Annotated in this window: 16 protein-coding genes; 7 read left to right on the top strand and 9 right to left on the bottom strand. The window is 64.8% G+C overall.

What is annotated here, in order from left to right; all coding sequences use genetic code 11:
* Nucleotides 1-4: 4 nt before the first annotated feature.
* From A37U_RS0128770 to A37U_RS55320, 4 genes are all read right to left on the bottom strand, one after another.
* Nucleotides 5-472 carry a hypothetical protein gene (locus A37U_RS0128770; RefSeq protein WP_020500138.1) on the bottom strand — a complete coding sequence of 156 codons (468 nt, stop codon included), beginning with the start codon at nucleotides 470-472 and terminating at the stop codon, nucleotides 5-7.
* A 19-nt stretch (nucleotides 473-491) separates the two neighbouring features.
* Nucleotides 492-1700, bottom strand: a complete 1209-nt coding sequence (locus tag A37U_RS0128765) for an ABC transporter permease (RefSeq protein ID WP_020500137.1) — start codon at nucleotides 1698-1700, stop codon at nucleotides 492-494.
* Complete coding sequence (locus A37U_RS0128760; protein ID WP_040588981.1) at nucleotides 1697-2365, bottom strand: ABC transporter ATP-binding protein; 669 nt, start codon at nucleotides 2363-2365, stop codon at nucleotides 1697-1699. The genes A37U_RS0128765 and A37U_RS0128760 overlap by 4 nt, the downstream gene beginning before the upstream one ends.
* Nucleotides 2366-2436: 71 nt before the next feature.
* Nucleotides 2437-2940: a permuted SH3 domain-containing protein gene (locus A37U_RS55320; RefSeq protein ID WP_240437700.1), complete on the bottom strand. Its 504-nt coding sequence runs from the start codon at nucleotides 2938-2940 to the stop codon at nucleotides 2437-2439.
* 1403 nt (nucleotides 2941-4343) lie between these two features.
* On the opposite strand from A37U_RS55320, the gene A37U_RS0128750 reads away from it, so the two are divergent.
* Complete coding sequence (locus A37U_RS0128750) at nucleotides 4344-5024, top strand: alpha/beta fold hydrolase (RefSeq protein ID WP_020500134.1); 681 nt, start codon at nucleotides 4344-4346, stop codon at nucleotides 5022-5024.
* Between the two features lie 516 nt (nucleotides 5025-5540).
* Here A37U_RS0128750 and A37U_RS45800 read toward each other — a convergent pair.
* Nucleotides 5541-6332 carry a class I SAM-dependent methyltransferase gene (locus tag A37U_RS45800; RefSeq protein ID WP_020500133.1) on the bottom strand — a complete coding sequence of 264 codons (792 nt, stop codon included), beginning with the start codon at nucleotides 6330-6332 and terminating at the stop codon, nucleotides 5541-5543.
* 508 nt (nucleotides 6333-6840) lie between these two features.
* Between A37U_RS45800 and A37U_RS0128740 the strand changes: the two genes are divergently transcribed.
* The 5 genes from A37U_RS0128740 (at nucleotide 6841) to A37U_RS0128720 (ending at nucleotide 11890) form a co-directional block, all read left to right on the top strand.
* Nucleotides 6841-8247 (top strand): sugar porter family MFS transporter, encoded by a 1407-nt coding sequence (locus A37U_RS0128740; RefSeq protein ID WP_020500132.1) that lies wholly within the window; start codon nucleotides 6841-6843, stop codon nucleotides 8245-8247.
* 344 nt (nucleotides 8248-8591) lie between these two features.
* Nucleotides 8592-9473 carry an SDR family NAD(P)-dependent oxidoreductase gene (locus A37U_RS0128735; RefSeq protein ID WP_205623052.1) on the top strand — a complete coding sequence of 294 codons (882 nt, stop codon included), beginning with the start codon at nucleotides 8592-8594 and terminating at the stop codon, nucleotides 9471-9473.
* 22 nt (nucleotides 9474-9495) lie between these two features.
* Nucleotides 9496-10734, top strand: a complete 1239-nt coding sequence (locus A37U_RS0128730; RefSeq protein WP_040588973.1) for a cytochrome P450 — start codon at nucleotides 9496-9498, stop codon at nucleotides 10732-10734.
* Nucleotides 10735-10749: 15 nt separating this feature from the next.
* Entirely contained in the window at nucleotides 10750-11415 is a 666-nt protein-coding gene (locus A37U_RS0128725; protein ID WP_040588977.1) for a TetR/AcrR family transcriptional regulator, read from the top strand.
* Between the two features lie 121 nt (nucleotides 11416-11536).
* A complete protein-coding gene (locus A37U_RS0128720; RefSeq protein ID WP_020500128.1) occupies nucleotides 11537-11890 on the top strand; it encodes an ester cyclase in 354 nt (117 codons plus the stop codon).
* An 81-nt stretch (nucleotides 11891-11971) separates the two neighbouring features.
* On the opposite strand, the gene A37U_RS0128715 is transcribed toward A37U_RS0128720, so the two are convergent.
* The 3 genes from A37U_RS0128715 to A37U_RS0128705 are packed head-to-tail and all read right to left on the bottom strand — an operon-like array spanning nucleotide 11972 to nucleotide 13124.
* On the bottom strand, nucleotides 11972-12292 hold the full coding sequence (locus A37U_RS0128715; RefSeq protein WP_020500127.1) for a hypothetical protein: 321 nt from the start codon (nucleotides 12290-12292) through the stop codon (nucleotides 11972-11974).
* Nucleotides 12289-12657, bottom strand: coding sequence for a hypothetical protein (locus tag A37U_RS53150; RefSeq protein WP_020500126.1), 369 nt, complete (start codon nucleotides 12655-12657; stop codon nucleotides 12289-12291). The genes A37U_RS0128715 and A37U_RS53150 overlap by 4 nt, the downstream gene beginning before the upstream one ends.
* Nucleotides 12645-13124: an HK97 family phage prohead protease gene (locus A37U_RS0128705; RefSeq protein ID WP_020500125.1), complete on the bottom strand. Its 480-nt coding sequence runs from the start codon at nucleotides 13122-13124 to the stop codon at nucleotides 12645-12647. Before A37U_RS0128705 ends, A37U_RS53150 begins: the two co-directional genes overlap by 13 nt.
* 240 nt (nucleotides 13125-13364) lie before the next feature.
* Here A37U_RS0128705 and A37U_RS0128700 point away from each other — a divergent pair, with 240 nt between their 5' ends.
* Entirely contained in the window at nucleotides 13365-14249 is an 885-nt protein-coding gene (locus tag A37U_RS0128700; protein WP_157183086.1) for a hypothetical protein, read from the top strand.
* A gap of 350 nt (nucleotides 14250-14599) precedes the next feature.
* Here the strand turns inward: A37U_RS0128700 and A37U_RS0128695 are convergent.
* On the bottom strand, nucleotides 14600-14857 hold a 258-nt coding region (locus A37U_RS0128695), incomplete at its 5' end, for an integrase core domain-containing protein (protein WP_020500123.1).

Raw genomic sequence — 14857 nt, 5'->3', positions numbered from 1 at the left:
GTGTTCAGTGCTGCTCGATGGTGAGCCGGTCGGCCACGAAACGGTTGCCCTGTCCGGGTTTCCCTTCGATCCGTACTTGAGTGCCCGGTCGCAGTCGGTCGGTGCTGCTTTGCTGGGCGACATAGATCCGGTCCCGTGGAGGTAGGGTCACCATGGTGGTTCTGCCGTTCGGGCCACTGATCGGCAGAATGGAGCCGGTGTTCCCGGCGTGCACCGTTCCGGTGAGAACACCGGGTTCGCCGACTTCGGTGGTCACCGGGCTCGGCCTGCTCATCACGGTCGAGCGCACCCAGATGCCGGCTCCGAAGGCGAGCATCACGAGCACGGCGATCAGCAGCCCGATCGTGACCTTGCTTGGCCCGCCGGCAGCGTCGGCGATCTCGGCGGTGAGATCGTCGTCCGATATCGGTTCTTCAAGGATCTCGGTGGGTGTCTTCGCAGATTCCGCCGAGTCCGGAGACCTTTCGGTCACGTCAGCCCTCCATGCATCATCACTCGTGTCGCAGCGCTTCGATCGGGCGCAGCGAGGCTGCGCGGTTCGCCGGGTAGCTGCCGAAGAACAGTCCGATCAGCACTGAGACACCGACCGCGAGGATCACCGAATCCACGCTCACCGCGGGTTGCAGCTGGCCGATCCGGATTTGACTGCCCAGAAATCCGAGCAACACCCCGATCCCGCCACCGAGCAGGCTCAGCACGGTGGACTCGGCGAGGAACTGCCCGAGGATCGCCCCTTTGCGGGCACCGAGCGCCTTGCGCAGTCCGATCTCGCGTGTCCGTTCCGCCACGGTGACCAGCATGATGTTGGTGATACCGATCCCGCCCACCAGCAGGGAGATCCCGGCGATCGAGGCGAGCAGGGTGGTGAACGCATCCAGCGTGGTGTTGATGGTGGACAGTAACTGTTGCGGGTTGGTCACCTGGTAGTCGGCTTTGGCCGGGTCGGTGATGTGGTGGCGGTCATCGAGAATCGCACTGACCTCCGACTGCGCAGCCGAGACCGCGTTCGAGGAGTTCGCCTTGACCAGCACCTGGTTGAGCTTGTCGTGCCCGGTGATGGTGTCCTGGATAGTGGTCAGCGGGGCGACGGCGAGGTCATCGGCGGTCTGGATCCCTCCAGAACCCTTGCGCTGCAACACCCCTGCAACAGTGAACGGCAGGTTGTCGATCAGCACCTGCTGACCGGGCGCCTGTGCGGGCTGGCCGAAGAGCTTCTCGGCTACGGTGGAGCCGAGCACTACGACCTTGCGTGCCTCGGCCACGTCGTCCTCGCTGAACACCGCACCAGCGGCCACCTTCGCGCTGTTGGCGTCGAAGTAACTCGGCGTGCTGCCGACGACCTGCTGAAGATGGTAGGTCGTCGTGCCGCGCGCGGCGTTGGCCTGGCCACTGGTCACCGGGGAGACGCTGGACACGTCGGGGGTACCAGTCCGGTCGGACAACGCGGTCACGTCCTGCTGGGTCAGCGGCTGGGCAGGCGGGGCGTCCTTTCCTTCCGGCTGTTTACCGGTGATCGTCAACGTATCAGTGCCGAGCGAGAAGATACTGCTCTGAATGGTCGACTGCGCGCCGTTTCCCATCGCGGTCAGCAGAATCACTGCGGCAACGCCGATCACGATACCCAGAATGGTCAGCACCGACCGCATCTTGTTGGCCAGTATCCCGCGCAGCGCGAACCGCAGCACCTCGAGCACGCTCATTGGATCGTTCCGTCCAGGAGATGCACGGTGCGCTGGGCACGTGCGGCGACATCGGTCTCATGGGTGATCAGCACGATGGTCTTTCCGGCATCGTGCAGGCGATCCAGGATGGTAAGCACCTCGTCGCTGCTGGTGCTGTCCAGGTTTCCGGTCGGCTCGTCGGCCAGCAGCATGGCCGGACCGGTCACCAGCGCGCGGGCGATGGCCACCCGCTGCTGCTGACCGCCCGAGAGCTCGTTGGGCCGGTGACCGGCCCGGTCGGACAGGCCGACCAGTTCCAGCGCGGCCAGCGCCCTACGGCGTCGCCGCGCGCCGCGCAGGCCCGCGTACACCAGTGGAAGTTCCACATTGGACAGTGCGGAGGCGCGGGCGAGCAGGTGGAAAGACTGGAAGACGAAACCGATCTTTCTGTTGCGCACCAGGGCCAACTGATTCTCGTTGAACTGCCGCACGTCGATGCCGTCCAATCGGTAGCGGCCCGCGCTGGGAGTGTCCAGACAACCGAGGACATTGAGCAGAGTGGATTTCCCCGACCCGGAAGCGCCCATGATCGCCACATAGGAACCTTGCGTGACACTCAGATCCACTCCGCGCAGGGCATGCACCGCGGTCGGCCCACTGCCGTAGACCTTGCGCAATCCACGCACCTCGATCACCGGCGTCACCGCGGAGACCGCAGGAATCGTGACCGTGTCGGCCTCGGCCGCCCGAGCCTTCCGACCCGACCTCATCCGCTTCATCCTCCCGCCGGCCCGCTGCCCCCGCCCGGCCCGCTGCGTGACGGGGGAGCCGACGCCGCGGCGGGCAGCACGATCCGGTCTCCCTCAGCGACCCCGGACAAGATCTGAGTGGTCTGGTCGCCGCGCAGGCCGACCTGCACGGCGCGCCGCAGCTGCTGGTCGTTGCGCAACACCACGACCGTGGCTTGGGCACCGGCGCCCTGTATCGCCGCCGAGGGCAGGTACAACTCATCCCCGACCTTGCTCACCACGACCGACACGCTGGTGGACTGCCCAGGTTTGAGGCCACCCGGCGGGGAATCCACATCGAGTGTCACGCCGTACTGCACGGTCCCCGACCCGTTGCTGCCCGACGCACTCGCCGTCGGGTCGATGTGCGTGATGTGACCGGAGACCTTCTCGCCCGGCAACGCATTCACCATCAGCGTGGCCTGCTGCCCCTCGGCCAGTTTGGCCGCGTCGATCTCCGCGAATTGGGCATTGACCTGGAGATCATCCAAGTCTGCAATGGTCACGAACGACGTCGCACCGGCAGTCCCCGCAGCGCCCCCAGACGAGCCTGCCCCCGACCCCGAACCTCCCGGGGAACCCGAACCTCCCGAGGGACTCGAGCTTTCCGACGAACCGGAGCTCCCTGACGACCCCGCAGAACCTGACGACCCCGCAGACGAACCCGAAGCACCACCAGACCCCATAGAGGACGAACCCTTGGTCGTGGTACTCGCCCCAGCGCTCACCCGGTCACCCGCCTGACCGTTGACCGCTGTCACCGTGCCATCGATGGTGGAACGCAAGGTGTTCTGCCCCACCGCCTCCTGCGCCTGACCGACCTGGACACGCGCCTGATCGACCTGAGACTGCGCCTGAGCCGTGTCAGCCTTGTGCGACTTGGCCTGGTCCAGTGACTGCTGCGCGACGGCCAACTGGGCATTCGCCGCAGTGAGCTGCCGATTCGCCTGAGCACTGGACAAACTGGCCAGTACCTGGCCACGGTGCACCTTCTCCCCCGGCTCGACACGAACCCGGCGAAGCGTTCCACTGGTCTCGAAATTCAGATTCGCCGAGGCCGCACTGACCACCGAACCGGACGCCGAGACCGACTTGGTGACCTGACCGCGCTGCACCGCCACAGTGCGCAGCGCACGAGTCGCATCCTCGGACGGGTTGCGCACCAAGCCGGACAACGCCCACCCGGCCACCACCAGCAACACCAGGACCAGCCCGCCATTGATCAGCCAGCGCCGCCTGCGCCGCCTCGTCGGCTTGACCCGCTCCGCTTCACCGTCCCCGTCGATCACACACCTCCGGGTTCATTTCCGCCATAGGCCAGACACCAAGACCACTACCCTGGCCACGCCAGCTGCTCACCAGGCGACCCGAACACCGCCGCCACGACCACCAGGCATTCACGAACGACCAACATGCCCGACCACGATAGCCGCCGCAGCTCAACCCCTATCAATTCGGGCAGCAACCCCACGACTACGCGGCGGCCGTCGACCTGGTGCCAGTGCTGACTGGAGCGGTCGACAAGGGGTCGGGCTCCGCCGGATCCTGGATAGGTTGATCAACGCGCAGCCCTCTGGCCAATCCGTCATCGGCGGCAGACGACGGCCAGGGACCGTCTGGTCAAGCAAACCGGCCGCCGCACACGACTCGCGAGCACATCGGTCTATCCCGGGGGAAGAATGACGTATTCGATCCTGGTCTGTGATCCGATGGCCAGTCAGATGAGTCTGGCGACACCAGCGAGGCCAGCCTTGAGCTACGGGATCTCACCACAGCGCGGACCAGCTGGGAGACCGTCATCGGCGGCTTCGCCGCACAAGGGCCGCTCCCCAGCGCCACCAGCACCATTGTCGACGAGCTCCTCAACCGGGCCTCGTCGGCCTAGCATCATGAGATGAGTGACGTTCTGCTGGTACACGGCACGACGCAGTCCCCAGCCGGCTTCGATACCCTGGCGGCTGCGTTGCGTGAACGCGGACATCACGTGGTGCGCGCGGACCTGCCCACCGCGGAACCGAGCTGGACGGCTGAGCGGTTCGCCGAGGCGGTGGCCGAGCAGCACCATCACGAGCTGGACGCGCCCGTGGTCGTAGCGCACTCGGCCAGCGGCCTGCTGCTGCCCAGCATCAGCGCGGCACTCGGCGCCCGTCACCAGGTGTGGTTGGCGGCCATGGTCGCAGACTACGTAGGAAGACAAAGCCTGCTCGAGGAACTGCGATCCGACCACTCCGCGGTGTTCAATTCGGAATGGATCGGCGCCGACCCCACCAGCGACCCGGTGCTGGCAACCTACTTTCTGTTCCACGACTGCGATCTCGCCGGGCTTCGCGCCGCCCTGGCCACGGTGCGCGGATGCGACCTGCGCGGCGCCTACACCGAAGTCGCACCACATGACCCGCGGGCAGTACCCAGTACCTATCTGCTGCCCACGGCCGACCGCACCCTCCGCCCGGAATACATGCGCCACATGGCACGGCGCCGCCTCGGGGTCGAACCCGTCGAACTCCCCGGAGGGCACAACCTTTACTGCGCGAACCCGTACACGGTCGCTCAGGCCATCGACGCGGCAACCTGAACTCAAAGACTGCTATCCGATCAGTCGGACAAGATTCCAGGGCGATACCAGTCCGGGCCTCGGTCACCCCAGGCCCGGACGGGAACGCCACACAGGCGAACGCCACGCCCGCGCAGCAGTCATCGGGGTAGCCACGATCACCCGCCACAGACCGCACGGCTGGTCAATGAACGCATCGATGAGCCTGCCGCTGTCGAGGCCAGACTTGCCCGCACACCACCGTGCCGTTCACCTAGATGGTCGAGGTTTTGGGTCAGTATTCCAGTTGGAGGTCCAGGAATGGGCGTCTTTCTTCTGTTTCGGCAAGTTGAATTGGCCCCAGCTGGGATAGTTATTGTGGGATCGGCACGCACGCTGATTTGACCCACATCGACCGCTCGAAGCGCCCCGCCTGCCCGGATTCACGGTCACACCTGCGCGAGTGCCGATGGCGCGGCTCGGGATGCCGGACGAGAAAAGAGAATCCGGCTAACGGTACCCGATCGAGGCTCGCCGCGTTTCTCGAGCTGGTCCGCGCTATGTCTTCTGCCGACGTCCCCAGGTGAACACGAACTGATAGGACCAGGCGCTGAAACGAGGGTCGGTCATCAATTCGTCGAAGCGCCGCAGCTCGCCTTCGGAGATCCCCGCTTTCAGTAACAAGTGCCCGACCTGCGCCAACATACTGCGGTAGTACAGAAGTCCCGGTGTTCCACCATATGCGGTGAACCTGTATTCCACGCTGTGGATGTCTTCCAACCCGGAACGGGCCATGTGCCGACCGGTGTCACGAGCCCATTCGAGGTTCATTCCGGCAGGGCGTCCCACGCGATTCATACCGGTCTCGATGACCCGCTCGAACAGTTCTTCATCGGCGACATCGCGCGCCGAGGCCGCCAACGGCAGGCGATCGGTGAGATCACCGAGCACCAACCACCCACCAGGCGCGAGCGCATCCACCAAAGAGTCGAGAATCTCCTCGCGCCGGGACAGGTGCATCAACACCAGCCGCGAGTGGATGAGATCGAACGGCCCCTCCAGCGGGAGACCGTCGTTGAGGTCGTGCCGATGGACCTCCACATTCGGATCGGCGACAACATGACTGGTGTCCAGATCGACCGCCGCGACCGTGCCAGCGGAACCGGTTCTGCGTGCCAACCACCCGGCGATCGACCCGTTCCTCGCCCCCAGCTCCAAACATCGCCATCCCGACCGCACACCGAGACCATCAAGCACCCCCGTCGTGGTGCCATCGAGCATCTCGGCAAGACAGTCCACCTGCTGACGCCCGAGATCGGAACCAGTGTCGAAAACGTACTCCGCACCCATCAAGCGATCCTCTCCTCGTGGAGTACCCGAGCCGCGTAGCGGTGCTCACGCGTTCGGGGCCCGGGCTGTGCCATGCATCTTACGGCCCGATAACGACAAAAAGGACCATCTGGTCGTACGCCCTCCGGTCGCCAAGGTCAGCCGGGCGACGCTGAGGACATTCGACGACACCGCTCCTGTCCCGAGAACTCGACGGCGGCCCCGCCTTGTGTCGTCGATACGGCTGATAGTGCGAGATTCCCGTCGAGCCGCGCGGTCTCGGCCACCGGCGTGGTGGCAGGCGGTGTCCACAGAAGGGACCGCCACAAAGGGCCGGGGGCGGCGACGCTGTCCGCGCGGCTGGTCGTACGGGACCGGCGTGAGCCGTGTCCGGGTAGCCGCTCGGCCCGATTTCGTCCAGCCGATTGACATGTGCTTTGCGCTGTCTCACCTTGGGTACGGGCAAGTCAATTTCCAACCGAACATGTAGGGCCGACTGGGGAAATCTGACACGAGGAGGCTTGTGACGATGACCGATGGATCGGTACAGACCAAGCCGGGTGTGCGCGGTGCGGGTGGGTTCGCCGTCGCGGCGGCCTCGGTCATCGCGGCGCTCGGTGGTTTGCTGTTCGGATACGACACCGGGGTCATCTCCGGTGCCCTGCTATACCTGACACCCGCCTTCCACCTTACCGGGACCATGCAGCAGATCGTGGTCTCCTCGCTGCTGGTCGGAGCCGTGGTCGGGGTGGTCATCGGCGGGCCGATCGCCGACCGGGCCGGCAGGAAACGCACCCTGATCGGTGTCACGATCGTGTTCACCCTGGCGGCGCTGGCCTCGGCGATGGCCCCGGACATTCCCGTCATGTTGGTCTCCCGGTTCGTACTCGGGATCGCCATCGGTACCTCCTCGCTGACGGTACCGACCTATATCGCCGAGATAGCGCGCTCACATGTGCGCGGCAGGCTGGTCTCGCTGCATCAGTTCATGGTCACCGTCGGCATTCTGGTCTCCTACCTCATCGGTTACGCCTACGAGGATTCCGCCGACTGGCGGATGATGCTCGGGCTGGCGATCGCACCCGCTGTCATCATGTTCGCCGGGCTGCTCACCCTGCCGGAAAGCCCGCGCTGGTTCATCGCGCACGGCCGCCACGACGAGGCCAAAGCGGTCCTGTCCCGTATCCGGCGACTCGATGAAGTCGACGCCGAGTTCGACGACATCCTCAACGTGGTGCACACCGAACGCCGTGTCACCTATCGTGAACTGCTCAAGAAAGGCTCCCGGCGGTGGATCGCGGTCGGGATCGCCGCGGCGGGAACGAGTCAAGTGGTCGGTGTGAACGCGGTGATCTATTACGCGCCGACGATCCTGAAGAACGCCGGATTCGGCAATTCGGCCGCGGTGCTCGCCTCGGTCGGAATCGGCTCGCTCAACGTCCTGTTCACCATCCTCGCGCTGGTATTCATCGACAAACTCGGCAGGCGGCCGCTGATTCTCGGTGGCGGGTGTGCGGTGATCATCGCACTGGTGGTGATCGGGGTGCTGTTCCTATTCCCCTTGCAGGGCGCCGTCGCCACCTGGACAGTGATCGTGCTCGCGCTCTACCAGGCATCGTTCGCGTGCAGCCTCGGTATCGCCATCTGGTTGGTGAACAGCGAGATATTCCCGACCACGGTCCGCGGCAAAGCATCCTCGTTCGGCATCGTGACACACTGGGGTCTCGACCTCGCCGTGTCCATCTCGGTGCTGACCCTCATCACCGCACTGTCCGCGAGCGGGGTGTTCTGGCTCTACGCCGTGCTCGGCACCCTGGGCGTGGCCTACCTGTTCCGCAGGTTGCCGGAAACCAAGAACCGCACCTTGGAAGACATCGAACGGGACCTGCACAGCGCGCGACCGGAACCCTCGGCGAGCTCGCCGACAGGTCGATGACGGCCCGCTCGGTCACCACACACCGCAACAGCCTCGCCCGAACACCGGACCGCCCCGATGAGCCGCACGACCAGATCAACGCCCCGCTCCTTGTCCGGAGCCGGAACCTTCTCAGCCAACTGCTGCCCATCGCCGCTGCACACACCTCACAACGGCCCGAACACCGACCTTGCGCCCGGCCCGTTTTCCGGTCGGACCCGACACCCCGCCGTCGCACGATGCCCGGCCGATAGTCCCAACGAACCCCGCAGCCGATCCGAACCTGACTGCTCGGGCCCCGCGGAGAACCGGCCATCGTAATAAGTCAGTTGATTGACTTATTACACGACAGGTGCTTCTCTTGGATGATCGGAGACGGCTCGAAAGGGACGGTGCTTGGAATAATGGGCGGCGAGTTGTCCGGCCGCGTGGCGGTGGTCACCGGGGGCGCGGCAGGGCTCGGCCGTGCGATGGTGGACCGCTTTGCGGGCGAGGGGGCGAAAGTGGTGATTGCCGACCTCGATCAGGAACGGGTGGCGGCCGCTTCGGACGGGCAGGTGGTGTTCCGCAGGGTCGACGTGGCGGATTCGGGGCAGGTCCGGGATCTGGTTGAGTTCGCGATCGCTGAGTTCGGTCGTCTCGACGTGTTCGTGAACAACGCCGGTATCGGGGGGCCGATGCACGCCAGCTTCCTCGATGACGATCTGGCCGATTTTCAGCGGATCGTGCAGGTGGACCTCTACGGGGTGATGGTCGGTACCCAGCACGCTGCACGTTGGATGGCGCGCCACGGCGGCGGATCGATCGTGAACGTGGCATCGATCGCCGGTGTGCAGGCGGGGTGTTCGCAGATGGTCTATCGCGCCGTGAAGGCCGGGGTGATCCAGTTCAGCAAGTCGGCGGCGATCGATCTGGGTGCCCACCAGGTGCGGGTGAACTGCATCGCGCCCGGTGGGATACGCACCGACATCCTGTCGAGTACGACCGCGCACCACCGGGACGGGGACAGCATGGCCGAGAAGCTTCGCGAGGTCATGAAGGAGATCAGACCGCTGGACCGGGAGGGGGCCGCCGCGGACATCGCGGAGGCCGCGCTGTATCTGGCCGGTGACCGGTCGCGATACGTCACCGGTACGGTCCTGCCGGTCGATGGCGGTATGTCGGCCGGCTATCCGGGGAAACCGCCTGCCGAGCTGGGCCAGGGAGCCGGCCAGGACAGTGGCGCCGATGGCGCGGTGGACAAGTAGTCTCGATCGTCAGGAGAATCCTATGCAGGACAGTGCGTCTCAGGCCACTGTGGACAGTGCCGAGATTCCCGATTATCCGATGAGCAGGGCCGCCCAGTGCCCGCTGGCGCCGCCACCGGCTGCCCGATCGATGGCAGCCGACCGGCCACTGGTGAGGGTGCGGATCTGGGACGGCAGTACCCCGTGGCTGGTCACCGGTCATCCCGAGCAGCGAGCCTTGTTGTCCGACCCGCGGGTCAGCGTCGACGAGCGGCGTTCGGGGTTCCCGTTCTGGAGCCAGGCGATGGCCGCCACCGTCGATCAGCGTCCCGGGATGGTTTTCAACCTGGACGCACCGGAACACAACCGACTGCGTCGCATCATGACCCGGCCGTTCACCGTGAAGCGGATCCAGGCGCTGCGGCCGAGTATCCAGCACATGACCGACGAGCTGATCGACGCGATGCTCGCGGGGGCCACACCGGCCGATCTGGTCACCGCGCTCGCCCTGCCGTTGCCGTCGATGATGATCAGCGAGCTGCTCGGCGTGCCGTATGCCGACCACCAGTTCTTCCAACACCACAGCAGCGTCGGGGTCGACCGCAGTTCCACGGCCGAGCAGAACGCCGCCGCCACCGGAGCCCTGCTCGACTACCTCGACCGGCTCGTCGCGGCGAAGACCAGCGATCCCGGCGACGACGTGCTCTCCGATTTCGCCGAGCGAGTCCACTCCGGTGAGATCACCACACGCGAGGCGGCGCTGCTCGCCGTCCAGCTCCTGGTCGCCGGACACGAGACCAGCGCCAACATGATCTCCCTCGGCGCGCTGGCGCTGCTACAGAACCCGCAACAACGTGCCCTGGTCGAACACGACGACGAGCCTGGCATGATCGCGAACGCCACCGAGGAGATGCTGCGCTACCTGACTATCCCGCACGTGGGGCAGCGCAGGATCGCCACCGAGGACATCGAGATCGGCGGGCAGACCATCCACGCCGGAGAGGGCATCATCCTCGACCTTCCCGCGGCGAACTGGGACCCGCGAGTGTTTTCCGAACCCGAACAGCTGGACCTGCACCGCACGGCGAGCAAACAGCTGGCCTTCGGCTACGGACGACACCAGTGCGTTGGCCAGCATCTCGCTCGCGCCGAGTTGCAGATCGTGTATCGAACGCTCTTCCGCCGCGTACCGACCCTGCGACTGGCCACCACCGTGGATCGGCTCGAGTTCAAACACGACCACCTCGCCTACGGCGTGCACACGCTCCCGATTACCTGGTAGGTGACCATGGTGATCATGAGCAGCCAGGACGGCGAGACCCGGCGGGCAGGGCACACGCGCGTGGCAATCCTGGCCGCCGCGGAACGGCTGTTCGCCGAACGCGGTGTCATGTCCGTATCGAACCGGCAGATCAGCGACGCCGCCGGGCAGGGTAACAACACCGCGGTCGGTTACCACTTCGGCACGAAACACGACCTCGTCCGCGCGATCGTTCGCACACACGAAGAACCCATTGAACACCTTCGCGCCGCCGCGATCGAGGCGATGAGCGACCCCACCCAGATCAGAGAATGGGCGCACTGCCTGGTCGGCCCGCTGACCGCGCACCTAGCCTCCGCCGGAAGCCCGAGCTGGTATGCGCGCTTCCTCGCACAACTGATCGCGGACCCGGCTCTGCACGAGACCATCGCCGACGAAGCGCTGTCCTCAGCATCACTGGTCGCCATCGTCGACGGATTCAACCGGTGCCTGCCGCAGCTGTCCGCCGAGGTGCACGTCGAGCGCAGCATCATGGCCCGCCACCTCATCGTGAACATGTGCGCCGAACACGAGCGCGCCCTGGCCACCCGCAAAGCCACCCCAAGAGCCAGCTGGGACGCCGCCGCGACCGGCCTGACCGACGCGATCGTCGGTCTCTACCAAGCACCCGTCACTGCCCTGGCACCGATCACCAAGGTGTAGTTGAGCGCCGGTTGCCGTGGCCGGGTCGTCGAGTCTTGCCACGAACACCTCCAGTTTGCACTCATCACACGATCTGGCAGCATCAGCTGAACGAGGACGTTCACTCGCAGGAGGTCAAGACGTGAGCGAGGGGCATGGGCTGTACCACCGTTGGCTCAGTGAGCTATGGAACGGCGATCCGTACTCCGCTGCGAGTAACCTCATCAGCGAGGATTTCCACGGTCACTGGCCCGACCACGAAATTCACGGCCCCGAGGAACTCGCATCCGCCATCGCTGAGACGCAAGCCATGTTCACCAGCATCGAATTCATCCTCGAAGTCGGACCGTTCGTGGAAGGTGACCTCGTAGCGGGCCGATGGACCGGCCAGGGACATACTCCCGACGGTGTCATGAACTTCTTCGGCAACGACATTTTACGGTTCCGTGACGGCCGCTTCGTCGAGTACTGGACCGCATCAGCCACCCGCCCCTGATGCCGAACCCGGCGAACTAGCGGTCACGCGGGTGATGGTGAATTCCACGTGGTGCACCGCGCACGCTCGGCACGGGTGGGGTCAGTGGACCGGTTCTCCGGTGACCTCGTAGGTCTGGCCGAGCCATTCGATCCGGTCGGTGGCGCGTACGTCGGCGTCGCGGCCGGGCGGGGTGTAGCCCCGCCACGAGGTGATCACCACATCGCGATCATCAGCCAGGGTTTCGCTGCTCGGAGAACGCCGGATCGGCTGCACCGACACCCCCACCAGCGCCGTGCGTGCCGCGCGGTGCCCGTCCCGGACGAGGTTGCCCTCTGCGTCCAGGCCGTCCGGTGCGCGCACGATGGTGATGGTCGCCGTGAAAATCAGACCAGGGAAGATCCCTCCACCCGGTGCGGTCACGACCGGTCTCCCTGATTCAGTCGGTAGCGTTCGACGACCTCGGACCATGCTCCGGTGACGCCGGGGTCGGCGAAGGTGAACCGCTCGTCGCCAACCTGGATCGACTTATACCGCTCCACCTGTTCCAGCAACAGCACCGCCTGTCCCAACACGCCGTCGGTGATGTCACCGGCGATCGGGCCGTATCCGTGGTCGTAGCTGACCGTGACCGCCCGCAGACCATCCGGCCAGAAGCGGTCATTCTTGTCCTGCAACGGATCCCACGTCCCGTCGTCCTCGGGAGACATGAGCACCGCGGTCACCATGCCACCCGGCAGACGCGTCACCTTGGTGATCGCCTTACGGACCGCTTTCACGAACGGCATGAACTCCTGCTCATCGCTTCGATGTGGGAGAACGGGTCACCCCAGTTGCGCGACCAGACCACCGGAATCCGATCAGCCGATTCCCGCCACGCGTCGAGGGTCTTGGTAAATGCGCCCGGCAGCACCACATCCCCCACCGAATCAACGCTGCCGAACGCCGACACCAGCGCAGTGAACTGCCCATCGGCCAACCCGTCCGTTTCACCCGCGGCCTTGACCTTGCCGTGAAAGTCTTTCGTGCGAATCACAGTGCCTCCAACACATTCGCCGGGGTCCGGGGCGGTGTCGCGCGGCGAGCCCGACCCGCCCTCAGTCACGTTCAGCGGGGTGACCAGCTCGTCCCCATTCGCCACCGCGGGCAGATTCGCCCGTGCGCGGGCCTCGTTACGCGTCAACCACGGCGCACCCACCGACGACTGGAGCACCCTGGCCTGTTCCTCAAACGAGCCGCGCAGCTTCGTTTCCACATTTGCCTCCACATAGAGGCCATCCGCGCCCAGCGCGGCAATGCTCGCGAGCCCGGCGACGGCGATCCCGACTCCCCGAGGCGCAGGCGAACATAACGCTGCCTGATAAACCGGACCAATACACCTGACCAACCGATTCGGGCAAACTTGTCCATAACTCGTGCGCGTCCGATATGGGTGCCTTACCATCAGCGCGGCCAGATGGGTATGGCGACGCGCTACTACGGGGAGGAAGCGGACATGACAGAAGACGAAGAACCCAGATCACGGAATCGCGGTATCAGCGGGCTATTGACCAGCGGCTTGCTGCTGCTATTCGGCACCCCGGTCGCGTTGTTCTTCGCTGGACTGGCCGCCATGTCCACTGACAGCTGTTCCGCACCCGACCAACGACCGATGTGTGGCAGTGCGGGCAACATCATTGCTTTCATCCCACTCTATGCGGTGATCCTCGGTTTTGTCGTGCTACTCAGTGTCGGCATCCCGCTCGTGGTGCGCCGCAAACCAACCGGCGTGCTGCATCTTGGTATCTGGGTCGTGATCATCATTGCCTTCATCGCCACCACAGGCATCGCCTCACAAGGTGACAGCGCCGCATACACTCAACGCCAAGATCGACAGCTAGAAAAAGAGCAGCAACAGCAAGACCGGAAATCCCTCGACGAAGCGAAGAGCAACCCGAATTTCGCGGTCGCGCGCGGCGATATCGAACGACTGCATGACGACGCGATGCGCGTCATCACTGCACAGGAACCCGATACCGTCAGCTGGAAGTGGGGGCTATTCGAAGAGTATTGGAATCAGACCTGCCAGATACACGGTCCGATCGACCAGCGAACGATCCAGGTCTCTGACCACGGCGAGTTCGAGATGTATCCAGCACACCACATGACATCGAACTATCCGGAAATCGACAAACAGCGATGGGACTACGTTAAACGTGCTTTTCAGCAAGCAGCAGCAGAAAACGGATACCACTATGCGAGCGAGCGCACATCAATCGATGCATTCACCCTCACAAAGAACGATATTCACTTCCAGGTAAGCTACTCCGGCGAGCACGATATCGACATTTCCTCTCCCAAGATCCAAGTCGATCTGACAACCGGCTGCCACTTCAAATAGCCTCGATCTAGACGATCTTCGCGAGCCCGACGGCGATGATCCAAAATCCCCCACTTGCCACCCAAGCACACCCGATCTCGGGACCTATCCCATGAAATGGACTTCCCCTGAAATCGTGGAGGGTTTTTAGGGGAAGCCCACGGGTCACCGCGCGTTGCGAAGTTCGTCGTCGAGCATTGCGGCACTTATCGAGGTCTCCCAGCGTTTTTCCCGAGCAGCAATCTGAGCGTACCGTCGCGGTCAAGCAGGTTTACGACCTCGGCTATGGCTGGCCACGCTGGGTTTCGGGTGCGGTCGAGGCGGTGCCAGGCGTCCCTCAAGGGGGCTGCTGAATGAAACTGTGACAGTGGTTAGGCGGCCTGGTCGGCTGGTGTGGTCATGATGGTTTCGTATTCGATGGGGGTCAAGCGGCCGAGTCGGGCTTGGCGTCGGTGCCGGTGGTAGGTGCGTTCGATCCAGGTTACGATCGCGATCCGGAGCTGTTCTCGGGTGGCCCATTTGCGGCGGTCGAGCACGTTGTGTTGCAGGAGGCTGAAGAAGCTTTCCATGGCGGCGTTGTCACCCGCTGCGCCGACCTGGCCCATGGAGCCGCGCATGCGGTGACGCCA

The sequence above is a fragment of the Sciscionella marina DSM 45152 genome, assembly GCF_000379465.1.
Taxonomy (GTDB): Bacteria; Actinomycetota; Actinomycetes; order Mycobacteriales; family Pseudonocardiaceae; genus Sciscionella; species Sciscionella marina.
This window is presented reverse-complemented; position numbering and strand designations above follow the sequence as displayed.